A 16,476-nucleotide genomic window follows, 5' to 3' on the forward strand; every position below is an offset into this window, starting at 1 on the left:
GAATATGGCAAACCAAGAAGACCTGGTGTTCCTGCCGCTCGGCGGGGTCGGCGAGATCGGTATGAATCTCGCGCTCTACGGCTATGGCACACCCGGTAACCGCAAATGGATCATGGTCGATTGCGGCGTGACCTTTCCCGGCCCCGAACTGCCGGGCGTCGACCTCGTCCTGCCCGACATCCGCTTCCTGGCGGAGGAGCGCAAGAACCTCAAGGCGATCATCATCACCCATGCCCACGAGGACCACTACGGGGCGCTGAACGACCTGTGGCCGGGGCTGAACGTGCCGGTCTATGCCTCGCCGTTCACCGCCGGCATGCTCGAGGCGAAGCGCGACTACGAGCGCAGCCGCACCGAGATCCCGGTGACGATCTTCAAGGAGCGCGACCGCATCAATGTCGGTCCCTTCGAGATCGAGGGCATCGGCGTCAACCATTCGATCCCCGAGCCGATGTCGCTGGCGATCAGGACGCCGCTCGGCACCGTCATCCACACCGGCGACTGGAAGATCGACCTCAAGCCCTCGCTCGGGCCGCTGACCGACGAGGCGCGCTTCCGCAAGCTCGGCGACGAGGGCGTGCTGGCGCTGATCTGCGACAGCACCAATGCGCTGCGCGACGGCGTCTCGCCCTCGGAGGAGGAGGTGTCGGAGAGCCTCGCCAAGATCATCGAGAGCGCGGAAGGCCGCGTCGGCATCACCACTTTCTCCTCGAATGTCGGCCGCATCCGCTCGGTCGCCAAGGCCGCCGAGGCGGCCGGCCGCGAGGTGCTTCTGCTCGGCAGCTCGATGAAGCGGGTGACGCAGGTCGCGCGCGACATTGGCCTGATGGAAGGCATCAAGCCCTTCATCGACGAGGACGAGTTCGGCTATATCCCGCGGGACAAGGTCGTCGTCATCCTGACCGGCAGCCAGGGCGAGCCGCGGGCGGCGCTGGCCAAGATCGCCCGCGACGAGATGCGCAACGTCGCTTTTACCGCCGGCGACACCATCATCTTCTCCTCGCGCGCCATCCCCGGCAACGAGAAGGCGATCAACGACATCAAGAACGGTCTCGTCGACCAGGGCATCCATGTCATCACCGACAGCGAGGCGCTGGTGCATGTCTCCGGCCATCCCCGCCGCAGCGAGTTGCAGCAGATGTATGCCTGGACGCGGCCGCAGATGGTGGTGCCGGTGCATGGCGAGGCCGCGCACCTGGTGGCCCATGCCGAGCTTGCCGAACAGTCCGGCATCCCGGTGGTGCCGCGCGTGCGCGACGGCAAGATGCTGCGGCTGGCGCCGGGTGTTCCCGAGATCATCGACGAGGTGCATTACGGCCGCATCTTCAAGGACGGCAACCTGATCGGCGACTTCGACGAGATGGGGATCGGCGATCGCCGCAAGCTCTCCTTCGTCGGTCACGTCTCGGTCAACATCGTGCTCGACGCGCGCTACGACTTCCGTGAGGACCCGGACGTGGTACCCTTCGGCCTGCCGCAGTTCGACGACGAGGGCGAGGACATGGGCGACACGCTCTATGACGCGGTCCTCGGCGCGGTGGAGAGCATTCCGCGGGCGCGGCGCAAGGATCTGGGCGTCGTCCGCGAGGCGGTGCGCCGGGCCGTGCGCTCCATGGCCAACGAGGTCTGGGGCAAGAAGCCGGTCGTCACCGTCTTCGTCACGAAGGTGTGATCGCGGTCGACGGCAGGTCGGCGGCAGGGGATAGATGACCGGCTCGCGCGATCGCGTCGGGCGGCCGGGCAGGGACGTGGATGAGGAGACGGACGTGCTTGGACGGGTCAATCACATTGCGATCGCCGTGCCGGACCTTGCGGCCGCGGCGGCGTCCTACCGTGACGTTCTCGGCGCCCGTGTCAGCGCGGCGCAGTCCCTGCCGGAGCATGGCGTTACCGTCGTCTTCGTAGAATTGCCCAACACCAAGGTCGAGCTGCTGGAGCCGCTCGGCGAGGCCTCGCCGATCGCGGCCTTCCTGGAGAAATCGCCTTCCGGCGGCATGCACCACATCTGCTACGAGGTGGACGATATCCTGGCTGCCCGCGACCGGCTCGTCGCCGGCGGCGCGCGCGTGCTCGGCGACGGCACGCCGAAGACCGGGGCGCATGGCAAGCCGGTGCTGTTCCTGCATCCGAAGGATTTCTTCGGCACGCTGATCGAGCTGGAGGAAGTGTGACCGCAGGCCACGGCCGCCGGATTTGAATTGCCGCGGCCATGGGGGTAAGAAGCCTCCGTGGCGGCCGCGCCGCGACGGCCGCGACCGGGACGGCCACAGGACATTGACTGCGTGACGGCCGCCGCCGCGCGCCATCGGGTATCGGACATGCCGCTGTTTTCGCTCTTCGCCGTCTATTTCATCATCTGGTGGATCACGCTCTTTGCTGTGCTGCCGTTCGGCCTGCGCACCCAGGCGGAGGAGAACGACGTCGTCCCCGGCAGCGTCGAGAGCGCGCCGGCGCGCTTCAGGGCAGGGCGCATCCTTCTCGTCACGACGCTCGTCGCCGCCGCCATCCATGCCGCCTGGTATGTGCTGTCGGTGAAATTCGGCTACGGCTTCGACGCCATTCCGCAGTTCTACCCCGACTTCGACTGAACTTGCGTCTTCGCGAGGGATCCGTTATGAACGGTAACGTTCGCTGAGTTCCAGGGCGGGAAGGTCCGGCGGAGGTGGGCGGGTTTGTCGCATTCCGTCTGTCATTGATTTGTCATACAAAATCTGTATGGGAAGGCTGGCGGTTCGGAAGGCAAAAAAAAACAAGGCTGAAAGCCTTGTTTTTAAGTATCGCGTGATCTTTACCCGTTTCCGGTGGCTGCGGCCATGCGCGCCAAGATCTGATCCTCCCAAGACTTGACCGCGAAATTGGCAAGAATTTGTACTTCCTGCCTGTTTTGTGGCCTGAAACTAGCTCAAAGGTTGGGCGTTGTCATCTGCTTTTTTGCATATTTGTTACACTTGCAGAAAATTTTTCCGTTGACTCTAGACGGGTAATTGTCGCTATTGAGCGCCCCCGTTTGCAGTCTGCAGGCGACACGTGCCCGTGGCGCCGATTTCGATGGACCGGTGGTCCGCGGCGGGTTCACTTCCGGCTGTGAAGCGTCTATGAACGCTTCGAAATCAACGTCTTTTCGCCTGAATCCCCGGCTAGGCGAAAACCTGTCTATTTGGAACCCGCCATGCGTCTTTCCCGCTTCTTCATGCCCATCCTCAAGGAAAATCCCAAGGAGGCGGAAATCGTCTCGCATCGTCTGATGCTTCGGGCGGGGATGATCAAGCAGCAGTCCGCCGGCATCTATACCTGGCTGCCGCTCGGCAAGCGCGTGCTGGACAAGGTCAACGCCATCATCCGCGAGGAACAGAACCGTTCCGGCGCAGTCGAGTTGCTGATGCCGACCCTGCAGTCGGCCGAGCTGTGGCAGGAGAGCGGCCGCTACGACGCCTACGGCAAGGAGATGCTGCGCATCAAGGACCGGCAGGACCGGCCCATGCTCTACGGTCCGACCAACGAGGAGATGATCACCGACGTCTTCCGCTCCTACGTCAAGTCCTACAAGGACCTGCCGCTGAACCTCTACCATATCCAGCTGAAGTTCCGCGACGAGATCCGCCCGCGTTTCGGCACCATGCGTTCGCGCGAGTTCCTGATGAAGGACGCCTATTCCTTCGACCTGAACCGCGAAGGCGCCGAGCACGCCTATAACCGCATGTTCGCCGCCTACCTGCGCACGTTCACGCGGCTGGGCCTGCGCGCGATCCCGATGCGCGCCGACACCGGCCCGATCGGCGGCAACCTCAGCCACGAATTCATCATCCTCGCCGATACCGGCGAATCCGAAGTCTTCTGCCACAAGGATTTCCTCGGCTTCGACATTCCCGGCGCGGACACGAACTTCGACGACGTCGCCGGCCTGAAGGCGATCTTCGACAAGTGGACGTCGCGCTATGCGGCGACATCCGAAATGCACGACGAAGCCGCCTTCGCCGCCATTCCCGAGGGCGAGCGCCTGTCCGCCCGCGGCATCGAGGTCGGCCACATCTTCTACTTCGGCACCAAGTATTCGGAGGCGATGGGCGCCAAGGTGCAGGGACCGGACGGCAAGGAGCATACCGTCCACATGGGCTCCTACGGCATCGGCCCGACCCGGCTCGTGCCGGCGATCATCGAGGCCTCCCATGACGAGAACGGCATCATCTGGCCGCGGTCGGTGGCGCCGTTCGAGGTCGTCGTCATCAACATGAAGGCGGGCGATGCGGCCTGCGACGCCGCGAGCGAGACCCTCTACGGCGCGCTCGCCAGGGCGGGCGTGGATGTGCTGCTCGACGACAAGGACGAGCGCGCCGGCACCAAGTTCGCCACCGCCGACCTGATCGGCGCGCCGTTCCAGGTCATCGTCGGGCCGCGCTCGGTCGCTGCCGGCGAGGTCGAGGTGAAGGACCGCAAGACCGGCGAGCGCGAGACGCTGACGATCGACGCCGCCATCGCGCGCCTGACGACCGCCGGTTGAGCGCGGGCCTCCGAAGCCGGAAAGAGGGGCATAGTGCCGGAACGGGGTGTTCCGGCATCGTATAACGCCTTAATTTTCTTGCATAATTTTACCCGCAAATCGATTCCGGTTTCGGCGATTATGCAGTAGCATCGTGCGCAGATTCGAGATGCTGCCGAATCGTGTCCGCGGGCGCGGGCTTCGGCGGCCACAGGACCGGAGGTATCATGGCGGAAGCGACGGGCGAGGGCACCGTGGTCGTGGCGAAAGCGGCGCCCGCAAGCCGTCCTTTTTCCGGTTTCGAGCGCATGGTCGCCTGGCGCTACCTCCGCTCGCGCCGCAAGGAGGCGTTCATCTCGGTCATCGCCGGCTTCTCCTTCATCGGCATCATGCTGGGCGTGGCGACGCTGATCATCGTCATGGCGGTGATGAACGGATTTCGCACCGAGCTGATCTCGCGCATCCTCGGCATCAACGGCCACATGATCGTCCAGCCGATCGACGGGCCGCTCAACAACTATGCCGATCTCGCCGAGCGGTTCTCCAAGGTGCCGGGCGTCAAGCTGGCGATCCCGCTGGTGGAAGGCCAGACGCTGGCCTCCGGCGCGGGCGGTGCCGGGACCGGGGCTCTCGTGCGCGGCATCCGCGCCGACGACTTCACCAAGCTGAAGACCGTCTCCGACCACATCACCGCCGGCGACCTGGTCGGCTTCGCCGCCGGCAACGGCCTTGCGATCGGGGCGCGGATGGCCGAGCAGCTCGGCATTTCCGCCGGCGACCAGATCACGCTGGTGGCGCCGGAGGGCGACGTCACCCCGCTCGGCGTCAATCCGCGCGTCAAGAGCTACACCGTCTCCGCGGTCTTCGAGATCGGCATGTCGGAATACGACGCCTCGATCATCTATATGCCGCTGGAGGAGGCCCAGCTCTATTTCAACGCCGAGGGCCTGGTGCAGTCGATCGAGCTCTTCGTCGACAACCCCGATGCCGTCGACGCGCTGCGCCAGCCGGTCGAGGCCGCCGCCGAACGGCAGGTCTACATCACCGACTGGCGCCAGCGGAACCGCACCTTCTTCTCCGCCCTCGAGGTCGAGCGCAACGTCATGTTCATGATCCTGACGCTGATCGTCCTGGTCGCGGCGCTGAACATCATCTCCGGCCTGATCATGCTGGTGAAGGACAAGGGCAGCGACATCGCCATCCTGCGCACGATGGGCGCCACCTCGGGCTCGATCATGCGCATCTTCTTCATGACCGGGGCGGCGATCGGCACGGTCGGCACCATCGCCGGCGTCCTGCTCGGCGTCGTCGTCTGCCTCAACGTCGAATCGATCCGCCAGTTCTTCTCCTGGCTGTCCGGGCAGACGCTGTTCGATCCCGAGCTCTATTTCCTCAGCCAGCTGCCGGCCGACATGAACCTCGGCGAGACGCTGTCGATCGTCGTCATGGCGCTGGCGCTGTCTTTCCTGGCCACGATCTTCCCCGCATGGCGCGCCTCCAAGCTCGATCCCGTGCAGGCCCTGCGGTATGAATAGGACGTCCCGATGAATGCGCGCGTGGCACTGAAGTTGACCGGCGTCGATCGCCACTACGGCCAGGGCGAGACGGTGCTGTCGATCCTGAAGGGGGCGGATTTCACCCTGCGCAGTGGTGAGATCGCAGCGCTGGTGGCCCCGTCCGGCACCGGAAAGTCGACGCTGCTGCACGTCGCGGGCCTGCTGGAGCGGCCCGATGCCGGCGATGTCGTTGTCAACGGCCATTCCTGCGCCACGCTCGGCGACGAGGAGCGCACGGCGATCCGCCGCAACGAGATCGGCTTCGTCTACCAGTTCCACCATCTCCTGCCGGAGTTCTCGGCGCTGGAGAACATCATGATGCCGCAGCTGATCGCCGGGCTTCCCAAGGCCGAGGCCCGCGAGCGGGCGAAGCAGCTGCTCGACTACATGCGCATCGGCCATCGCGGCGACCATCGCCCGTCGGAGCTTTCCGGCGGCGAGCAGCAGCGGGTCGCGATCGCGCGCGCCGTCGCCAATGCGCCGCTCCTGCTTCTCGCCGACGAGCCGACCGGCAATCTCGACCCCGAGACGGCCGGCTACGTGTTCGAGGCGCTGCAGGCGCTGGTGCGCCAGTCGGGCCTGGCGGCGCTGATCGCCACCCACAATCACGAGATCGCCGCCCTGATGGACCGCCGCGTCACCATCGAGGACGGCAAGGTCCGCGAAATGCACTGAGCCGCGGCTGCGGTTGGCGCCGGCCGCGTCGCGGGCCGGCGGACGAGGGCGGGCCTATTGCTGCTCCAGTCCGCAAGCCTTCTGCCCGATATCGTCGTTCCAGGCCTCCAGGCTGACCTGCTCGCCCTTGGTCGCGATTGGCTTGCCGTTCGCCGTTCCCTTGCCGGTGAGCACGTTCAGGTCGCAGCTTTCGGTGTGGTTCGGGTCGAGAGTGTCGTAGGCGGAGTAGGTGTAGCCGGCGACGACGAACCTGGAATTGCGGTAGGCGACCGTCAGGCTCTGCTCCCAGCGGTCGCGTCCGATCGCGCTGTTCTGCGAGGTGATCGAGATCGAGCCGTTCGAGAGCGCCGTGACGCCGGCCTCCTGTCCGAAGACGGTGGTGCTGCCCCAGATCTTGTTCGGAGCCGCGACCTTCAGCGACAGCCGCGGTTCGCCGTCGTCGGCGAGGTAGATATAGACGCCGTTGTCGTCGTCGCTGCCCTCGGCCGGCCTGACGATCAGCACCAGATCCTGCCGGCCATCCCTGTCCCAGTCGCCGGTCGCGGCCGCCGTGATCCTGTCGGCGGGAAACGTCTCGGCGATCGCGCCCGCCGGAGAAAGAAGGACAAGGGCGAGCGGCAGTGCGGTCTTCATCGTGCAAACATCCCTGACTGAGCGCCGAACATAGGAAAAGCCGGTCGGACAGTCCAGCGGTCCGCCGCGCCGCGCGCCTGCAACGGACTGTCTAATCTGCAGGGTTGACGAAAGAACAAAAATAGAACAGACTGGAAACATAAACAGATTGGAGACGTCAAATGACCGATTTCATGCGTGAACTCGCCGCCTTTACCTCCATTGCCATGTTCGTCGCGAGCCTGTCCGTCCTCGCGCTCGGGCTGTAACCGAGCCGTTGCTGTGGCCATCCGCCCCCAGCCCCCGCCTGCGGGGCGGGGATAAGGGCCGCGTCCCGAATGTTTGACTGGACTTCCGCTGCGCGAATCCGCTTATCCTTGCCTCCCTGAAACGGAGTGGCAATGATGGCGCAGGCTGGTGCGGACATGACGGGCGGACATTCGGCGGGCGGCGGCGTCCAGTTCGTCCATCTGCGCGTCCACTCGGCCTATTCCCTGCTGGAGGGCGCGCTGCCGATCAAGAAGATCCTCGGCAAGGCCGTCAGCGACAGCCAGCCGGCGATCGCCATCACCGACACCAACAACCTGTTCGCCGCGCTCGAGTTCTCGCAGAAGGCGGTGGCCGACGGCATCCAGCCGCTGATCGGATGTCAGCTCTCGATCGACATGGAGGACGAGGGCGAGGGCGAGCGCCGCAATCCGTCGCAGGCGCTGGCGAAGCTGCCGTCGATCGTCGTCCTCGTCGCCACCGACGCGGGCTACGTCCGCCTGATGGAACTGATCAGCCGCGCCTATCTCGGCGGCGAGGGCAGCGGCCATTCGGTGCACCTGATGCGCTCGTGGCTGGAAGAGGGAACGGACGGCCTGATCGCCTTGACCGGTGCCGCCACCGGCCCGGTCGACATGGCCTTCGCCGCAGGGCAGCCGGCGGTCGCCGAGGCGCGGCTCCTGGAATTGAAGCGGCTGTTCGGCGACCGGCTCTATGTCGAGCTGCAGCGGCATGGGAGCTACGACCGCAAGCACGAGCGGCGGATGATCGATCTCGCCTACCGGCACGACCTGCCGCTGGTGGCGACCAACGAGCCGTTCTTTCCGACGCCGGACGACTACGAGGCGCACGATGCCCTGATGGCGGTCGCCCACAACGCCATGGTGTCGGACGACAACCGTTTTCGCCTCTCGCCCGATCATTACCTCAAGAGCCGCGCGGCGATGGCCGCCCTGTTCGCCGATCTCCCGGAGGCGCTGGAGAACACGGTGGAGATCGCCAGGCGCTGCTCCTTCGTCCTGAAGACGCGCGCGCCGATCCTGCCGCGCTTCACCGGTGCCACCGACGATGCGGAGGAGGCCGAGCGCGCCGAGGCCGCGGAACTGCGCCGCCAGGCGGTGGAGGGGCTCGAGCGGCGGCTGGCCGCGCTCGGCCTGTCGCCGGGCTACAGTGAGGCGGACTACCGCGAGCGGCTGGATTTCGAACTCGGCGTCATCGAGCGGATGAAGTTTCCGGGCTACTTCCTGATCGTCTCCGACTTCATCAAGTGGGCCAAGCAGCAGAACATCCCGGTCGGGCCGGGGCGCGGCTCGGGCGCGGGCTCGCTCGTCGCCTACGCGCTGACGATCACCGACGTCGATCCGCTCCGCTTCTCGCTCCTGTTCGAGCGCTTCCTCAATCCCGAGCGCGTGTCGATGCCGGACTTCGACATCGACTTCTGCCAGGATCGCCGCGAGGAGGTGATCCGCTACGTCCAGCGCAAGTACGGCCGCGAGCAGGTGGCGCAGATCATCACCTTCGGATCGCTGCAGGCGCGCGCCGCCTTGCGCGACGTCGGCCGCGTCTTGGAGATGCCCTACGGGCAGGTCGACAAGATCTGCAAGCTGGTGCCGAACAACCCGGCCAACCCGACGCCGCTCTCCAAGGCGATCGAGGAAGAGCCGAAGCTGCAGGAGGAGGCGGAGAAGGAGCCGGTCGTCGGCCGGCTGCTCGACATCGCCCAGAAGATCGAGGGCCTCTATCGGCATGCCTCGACCCATGCCGCCGGCATCGTCATCGGCGACCGGCCGCTGTCGCAGCTGGTGCCGATGTACCGCGATCCGCGCTCCGACATGCCGGTCACCCAGTTCAACATGAAATGGGTCGAGCAGGCGGGGCTGGTGAAGTTCGACTTCCTCGGCCTGAAGACGCTGACGGTGCTGAAGACCGCCGTCGACTTCATCCGCAAGCGCAACATCGAGGTGAAGCTCGAGAGCCTGCCGCTCGACGACCGGCTGACCTACGAGATGCTGTCGCGCGGCGAGACGGTGGGCGTGTTCCAGGTGGAAAGCGCCGGCATGCGCAAGGCGCTGATCGGCATGCGGCCGGACTGCATCGAGGACATCATCGCCCTCGTCGCCCTCTACCGGCCGGGGCCGATGGAGAACATCCCCGTCTACAACGCCCGCAAGCACGGCGAGGAGGAGATCGAATCGATCCATCCGATGATCGATCACCTGCTGAAGGAGACCCAGGGCGTCATCGTCTACCAGGAGCAGGTGATGCAGATCGCCCAGGTGCTGTCGGGCTATTCGCTCGGCGAGGCCGACCTTTTGCGCCGCGCCATGGGCAAGAAGATCAAGGAGGAGATGGACAAGCAGCGCGCCCGCTTCGTCGAGGGCGCGGTGAATAACGGCGTCTCCAAGCCGCAGTCGGACCTGATCTTCGACCTGCTCGCCAAGTTCGCCAACTACGGCTTCAACAAGAGCCACGCGGCGGCCTACGCGATCGTCTCCTACCAGACGGCCTATCTGAAGGCGCATTTCCCGGTCGAGTTCCTCGCCGCGTCGATGACCTACGACATGGCCAACACCGACAAGCTGAACGACTTCCGCCAGGATGCCGCCCGGCTCGGCATCACCGTCGTTCCGCCCTCGATCCAGACGTCCTATGCCCATTTCGAGACCGGCGAGAAGAAGATCTATTATGCGCTCGCCGCCATCAAGGGCGTCGGCGAGGCGGCGGTCCACCATATCGTCGAGGTGCGCGGCGACCGGCCGTTCGAGAGCCTGGAGGATTTCTGCCTCCGCATCGATCCGAAGCTCGTCAACCGCCGCACCTTCGAGAGCCTGATCTGCGCCGGCGCCTTCGATTGCTTCGGCCACGACCGCGCCGCCCTGATCGCCGGCCTCGACCGGCTGCTCGGCTATGCCCAGCGCGCCCAGGAGAACAAGGTGAGCGGCCAGAGCGACATGTTCGGGGCAGGGGCGGCGACCGGGCCGGAGGTGATCTCCTTCCCCTCCTACGCGCCGTGGCTCGCCTCCGAGAAGCTGCACCGCGAATTCCAGGTGCTCGGCTTCTACCTCTCCGCCCACCCGCTCGACACCTACAACGCCATGCTCGCCAAGATGCGCGTGCAGAACTTCGCCGATTTCGCCGTCGCCGTAAAGCAGGGCGCGACCGCCGGCCGCCTCGCCGGCACCGTCACCTCCAAGCAGGAGCGCAAGACCCGCACCGGCAACAAGATGGGCATCGTCGCCTTCTCCGATGCCTCCGGCCAGTTCGAGGCGGTGCTGTTCTCCGAGATGCTGCACCAGTACCGCGACCTTCTGGAGCCCGGAAAGTCGCTGGTGATGACGGTGCAGGCCGAGGAGCGCCCGGAAGGCATCGGCCTCAGGATCCAGACGCTGCGCTCGCTGGAGGAGGAGGCGCTGCAGCAGCAGAAGGCGCTGCGCGTCTTCATCCGCGACAGCGGCCCCTTGCGCTCCATCGCCGCCCACCTGAACGCCAGGGGCGACGGCCTCGTCTCCTTTATCGTCATCAAGGACAACGGCGAGCGCGAGATCGAGGTGGAACTGAACGAGCGCTACCGCATCTCGCCCGAGATCGCCGCCGCACTGCGCTCGGCCCCGGGCGTCATCGACGTCGAGATGGTGTGACTGCCGCCCGGCAATCTGCGCAAAACCGCGCCAGCCTCTTGATCGCACCCGCCCCGTCGGCTACCGACGGTGACAGGCGGACGTGGCGAAACTGGTAGACGCAAGGGACTTAAAATCCGGCCGTGTCCGCGAAAAAGCGCAATCGGATCATGTACTTGGTCTCGATTTCGCGATATCAGGCCTGACATAGGCCCGATGCGCGTGGCTCGCATGAGGCTCGTGCATGGGTTATTGGGCTGGAAAACTGAATGGCCGCTTGCCGAAACTGGTAGACGGAAGGCACTTAAAATGCCTCGGGCAACGCCCGTGTGGGTTCGAGTCCCACAGCGGCCACCACGCCAATGCGCTCCCTGATCAAACCGGGCACGACGGCCGACGGGCGCTCTCTATCAAGCTCTTCTTGAAGAACCGCAGCCCGCCGGTCAGTGTATTGACGATCAAACTAGTGAGTCGGGGCTGGCATGTTCTCCGGAGGGATCGCGGACAAATTGGGCAATCGATATGAAGCCAAATGGCTCGTTCTGCAGTTGCTGGACGTCATTGGCGGCAAGTCGTCTGCCTTAATCTTTGAGGGGATTGATCCCTCCTTCAAGGGCTTTGAGTTTTCATTAGTTCGTGATGGCATCACCGAATGGCATCAAACGAAAATATCTAATCCAAATGGAAACTGGACTCTAGCTGCACTGAAGAGAGAAGGCGTTCTCGAAGCGTTCAAGCATCGATTTTCCTCCACAAAGGACGATCTATGTGTCTTCGTTTCACAACATCCCGCGAGAGATATTGCCGATCTTGTTGGAAAAGCAGAAATTGCCAAGGATGAAGGTGAATTCGTCAAATCTTTGGGCAAGGGTGCCAGCGCAAATTTAGATGAACTCAAACTTTCGTGGAGCATTGATGATAAAACTGCCTTCAACTGGTTAAATCGTTGCCGCTTTCGAGTAGAGAGCCAACGCTCTATAGAAAGCATTATCGATACGTACTGTGATTTCTATTTTGACAGTAAAATACAAGCTGGATTCGAAATTCTCCAAGAGTTCTTAATTCAGCGGATTAATCGAGAAATAACGACTGAGAGTGCCAGAGCAGATATCCAAAAGGAGGGAAAGCTCAAGCTTAAGGACTACGCCCTCGATCCGACGCTTGCACAAAGATTGCATGCCGAGACTTCTGCATATCTTGACACGTACATTCCCTTTGGCGCGGGGCGTGAGACTCTCATACGGCCAGAAGCCGAGCAACTCGCAGACAGAATCGCCGATCCAAATGGCCCGCCGGTCATCTTGCTCACGGGTGTTGCCGGCGCTGGCAAGTCCGGTGTCATTCGCGAGTTCATTGCAAAGTTATCATCAGTTGCAACAACCCACCTGGCGTTTCGCGTCGACCACTATTTGGATTGCAGGAGCCCGCAGGCCTTTGGCAAGGCAATCACTGGTCGCGAGGAAAGCCCGGTTGCGACACTGAGGGGCGTCTCGATTGGGCAGAGATCTGTACTCATCGTAGATCAAGTCGATGCAATTAGTGAGATATCGGGGCGAAACGGCGCAATCAAGCAAGCAGTTCTCAAGCTTGTCGATGATGTAAGGAATTTGGGAAATATTGTTATTGTTATTTCGTGCCGTACTTTTGACCTCGAAAATGATGATCGACTGAAGGCTCTTAAAGATGCTCATGGCGTCGAGCATATTGAAGTTCAGCTTTTGGATTGGGAAAATTCAGTAAAGCCACTTTTATTGTCAAAATCAGTAGCCATTGCTCAGTTTTCTCCTAAGCAGATCGAGCTCTTGCGGCTGCCCCTAAATCTCGCGCTTTTCTTCGAAACATACGATCCTTCCGCTCCCACATTCAGCTCACGCAACGAGTTGTTTCGTCTTCTGCTAGAAAAGAAACGGAAGGCCCTCGGAACAGATCGAACGATATCATGGGACGTTCTGGAGCCCCTGTCACGCCTAGCAGAGTGGATGAGTGAGCGGCAACGATTAGACGCGCCGGATACAGTGCTGTCTAGCTTTGGCGGAGCCCTAAACGTTTTACCGTCTGAAGGGCTGCTCGTTCGGTCCCGTGGTAACGTCAATTTCTTTCACGAGAGCTTTTTTGACTACATCTATGCCCTTACATTTGCGGGCAGGAATATATCCCTGGAAGCGCTACTGCTTCAAACCGAGCAACATCTCTTTCGGCGGACACAAGTCCGCCAGATACTAGAAAATCTGCGGCAGGTGGATAATGCCCGGTATCTCCGTGAACTCCGCTCCGTGGTAGGAAACCCGAAAATCCGTTATCACATTCAGGTCGCCGCAGCCCAATGGCTGGGATCTCTGAACGATCCTGCACCGGAAGAGCGCGATATCGTCCTCTTGGTTGATACGACGACGGGGCCAATTCCGGCGTTGGTTAGATATGCTTTCTTCGCATCACCTGGTTGGTTTGACAGGTTACAAGTAGATGGATGGGTGCCGAAACAGCTCCTCGGCGCGAACACGGAGCGAGCCGACACCGTCCTTTGGTGGCTTTCTAATATTGCATCTGAGCGACCAGTGGAAGTCGCGGGTCTCCTTGACAAATGGTGGGGAGGCGATCCCGAACGAGCAAAGCGATTACTCAATTGGTTCGGCTTTGTTAAGCGGCAGAAGCCAGACGATACTCTGGTTGACCTCTGTGCTCGCATTACGCGTTCAAATCCGCCTGGAATGTTCGAAGGGCGAGGTCAAAACAATCGAGACTTGTTGCTTCATACGTGGGCGGGCGAGAATCCTCACAGTGCCGAAAAGGTGTTGAAGGCGTATTTTGAAGCTTGGTTCGAGGCTCACCCGGGGCTGCATCCATTTGAAAGAGATGAGTTCCGGGACCTTGATGCACATTCGCTTGGCGAGTTGGCGAGGAAGGCTCCGGAAGTCTTCATTGACGGAACGATCGGAGCATTCACTCGATCTATAGATTTGATCGCGTTGAAGAATTCGAACGGCACGAACGATCACTCATTTATGATGCGCTATGCGTCCGGACACCATTTCGGAGCCGATGCCTTCCTGAACATGTTTCGTGATGCTTTGGCAAAGCGTGCGTTGGGGTCTCCCGATAAGGCGCGCGAGACGTTGAAAAGAATCGACCCCGACAAGCACGAAGTCTGCGCTCATATCTGGCTTGAGACGATCGCCGTCAATGGAAATGCCCTAAAAGATCTGTTTGTCGAACTTCTCGATTGTAGACATATTTTTGACGCGGGTTGGAACGGGGCCGATTGGAAGTCGTTTGCGTCTGCGGCGCGAGCCGTGCTGCCGCACCTGCAGGCAGACGGAATTGCAAAATTTGATAACTTGATAGCCGGTCACAAGCCTGAGCTTGATTTCGCATCAAAGCTGCTGCAGCGCATCAAAGCTGACGGCGAGGAAGAGCCGTGGCGAACCCGATCGGGAGCTACACACTACCTTAGCCGGTCGGGTCATGAGCTTTGGTGCATTCTCGATAGCATCGGAGACGAAGCTCTATCGCCATTAACGAGGAAGACCCTTGCTCAACTTCGAAGGAAGTTTCGCACGGACAAGCTGCCGGAGCCCGATCATCTTGAAGCTCACTGGGTTCAATCGCCAATAAAGCGAGACAAAGCTGAAAGAATGACCGACGAACATTGGCTTTCAGCAATGCTGAAATACGATAACGACGACCACCGCCGCCGGGGCCGTACATTTGTGGAAGGGGGCGCCAGGCAACTTGCCAGCGAACTCCAACACCAAGCCAAGGAACAACCGCAAAGATTCTCAGCTTTCCTGGAACAGATACCCCCAGGGGCTAATCACGCCTACATAAACCACTTGCTTTGGGGGTTAGCGGAGTCCGAGGGAGCGAGCCTTGAAGCCTTGAAGCGCGCAATTGTGACGGTTCATGCAAGGGAAGAACGAGCGTATGGGAGCGAAATTGCTCGTCTGATCGAGAAGAACCCGGAAGCAGCTGCTGACCCAGCGATTTTTGAGATCCTTGTCTGGTATGTAGAAAATGGAGACGCCAACGAGGCCGATGCCGCTGACAGGTCAAATACCGAAAGAGAGGTCACAACAATCGAAGACCTGATTAGCCAGGGGCGTCTGCATGTTCGTGGCGTGAATGGCGCTCGCGGGGCGGCGGCAGAAGCGTTGGGAAACATTCTGTGGCACGTACCAGAAGTTGTCGAAGCGGCTTGGTCTATTGCCGAAAGGCGCGCCACCGTTGAGCCTTTGGTCAGTGTTCGTTGCTGCCTGGTTCGTGCAGCCCTGCCGCTCTACAATTCAGATAAAGCGCGCTGTGCGAGACTGCTGGAGCGTATATCGGGACACCCCGAAACCTTCAACCAACCTACTCACTTTCAGGCGGCGTGGGTTAAAGCTGCTTTCCCATCCCGGCGGTTTCCGACGTTTGCAAAGGCGGCCTCCGTTTGGATCGCCTACGCCATTGAGAGAGTCATTCGACGAAGATCTGCTTCTGCAGGCAGCCCGGATGAGAGCTATTGGTTGGCTCCGCTAGTTACACATCATGGTGTCCGGTTGCTGCCGTACATCCTGCGCTTTGTACCAGAGGCGGGACAGCGGTTACTGTATCGCATGATCGTTCAAGGCGATCCTAACACCCGGGCGATCGCCGCATGGCTTGTATTCTGGCAGAGCTTTCAAGCTGAAGTGTTCTGTTCTTTGGCAGATGCGCTTGCCAAGGACGGCGTGGTCTATCGCCGCCTCATGGCCGATGTCGCGTCTCACGCCATCGAGGATGCCGAATTCAGATACCGAGCCGAAACAATTTTGCGGCGCAGCTTCAATGACGACGATAAGCAGGTAAGGAGCCAAGCAGGCGATGTTTTCAGAAACGTGAAGCCTGACCAGTTCGACCGATATCGTGAACTTGCGTATGACTTCCTTCGTTCACCCGCCTTCGAAGCGGGCTCGTATGGGTTTTTCCATGCACTTGAACACGCTGAATGCAAGGTTGACGATATCGTGGTCGCCGCCACTAAGATTCTCATGGAAGACATCGGCAAAAATGGCAACGCGGCAGGTCGGAGATCAATGGATTTGCATCAACTGCAAGATATAATAAAAAAAGAATACGCAGTATCAGAAGGTGACCCTCCATTGCGGGCTAAGATCCTAGATCTAATAGATAGCATGCTTAAAATGGAACTTTATGGAGTTGACGCGATAGTTGGTGCGCATGAGAGATAAACTCATCGTTGGCCGCGACGACTGCCGATTGCCCAGCTAAGCCTGCATAGGGAATCGCCTTTGCC

The 16,476-nt window shown here is 61.5% G+C and carries 9 protein-coding genes and 1 tRNA gene; 9 read left to right on the forward strand and 1 reads right to left on the reverse strand.

The window, feature by feature from the left end; genetic code table 11:
- Positions 1–4: 4 nt before the first annotated feature.
- From P0086_RS23145 to P0086_RS23170, 6 genes are all read left to right on the forward strand, one after another.
- A complete protein-coding gene (locus tag P0086_RS23145; protein ID WP_112599017.1) occupies positions 5–1,672 on the forward strand; it encodes a ribonuclease J in 1,668 nt (555 codons plus the stop codon).
- Between the two features lie 94 nt (positions 1,673–1,766).
- Positions 1,767–2,171, forward strand: coding sequence for a methylmalonyl-CoA epimerase (mce, locus tag P0086_RS23150; RefSeq protein WP_112605459.1), 405 nt, complete (start codon positions 1,767–1,769; stop codon positions 2,169–2,171).
- A gap of 147 nt (positions 2,172–2,318) precedes the next feature.
- A complete protein-coding gene (locus P0086_RS23155) occupies positions 2,319–2,588 on the forward strand; it encodes a DUF1467 family protein (protein ID WP_112599138.1) in 270 nt (89 codons plus the stop codon).
- A 581-nt stretch (positions 2,589–3,169) separates the two neighbouring features.
- On the forward strand, positions 3,170–4,498 hold the full coding sequence (gene proS, locus P0086_RS23160) for a proline--tRNA ligase (RefSeq protein WP_275790355.1): 1,329 nt from the start codon (positions 3,170–3,172) through the stop codon (positions 4,496–4,498).
- Between the two features lie 206 nt (positions 4,499–4,704).
- Complete coding sequence (locus P0086_RS23165; RefSeq protein WP_112599013.1) at positions 4,705–6,012, forward strand: lipoprotein-releasing ABC transporter permease subunit; 1,308 nt, start codon at positions 4,705–4,707, stop codon at positions 6,010–6,012.
- Between the two features lie 9 nt (positions 6,013–6,021).
- The gene (locus P0086_RS23170) at positions 6,022–6,708 is read left to right on the forward strand and encodes an ABC transporter ATP-binding protein (RefSeq protein WP_112599011.1); all 687 of its coding nucleotides are present in this window, start codon (positions 6,022–6,024) and stop codon (positions 6,706–6,708) included.
- A gap of 54 nt (positions 6,709–6,762) precedes the next feature.
- On the opposite strand, the gene P0086_RS23175 is transcribed toward P0086_RS23170, so the two are convergent.
- Positions 6,763–7,341 (reverse strand): hypothetical protein, encoded by a 579-nt coding sequence (locus tag P0086_RS23175; protein WP_275790358.1) that lies wholly within the window; start codon positions 7,339–7,341, stop codon positions 6,763–6,765.
- Between the two features lie 404 nt (positions 7,342–7,745).
- Here P0086_RS23175 and dnaE point away from each other — a divergent pair, with 404 nt between their 5' ends.
- From dnaE to P0086_RS23190, 3 genes are all read left to right on the forward strand, one after another.
- Positions 7,746–11,225: a DNA polymerase III subunit alpha gene (gene dnaE / locus P0086_RS23180; RefSeq protein WP_275790422.1), complete on the forward strand. Its 3,480-nt coding sequence runs from the start codon at positions 7,746–7,748 to the stop codon at positions 11,223–11,225.
- Positions 11,226–11,475: 250 nt separating this feature from the next.
- Positions 11,476–11,561: transfer RNA gene (locus tag P0086_RS23185), tRNA-Leu, on the forward strand.
- Positions 11,562–11,686: 125 nt separating this feature from the next.
- The gene (locus tag P0086_RS23190; protein ID WP_275790360.1) at positions 11,687–16,411 is read left to right on the forward strand and encodes a hypothetical protein; all 4,725 of its coding nucleotides are present in this window, start codon (positions 11,687–11,689) and stop codon (positions 16,409–16,411) included.
- The last annotated feature ends 65 nt before the right edge of the window (positions 16,412–16,476 follow it).

The organism is Mycoplana sp. MJR14 (assembly GCF_029210525.1).
In the GTDB taxonomy this organism is placed as follows: Bacteria; Pseudomonadota; Alphaproteobacteria; order Rhizobiales; family Rhizobiaceae; genus Mycoplana.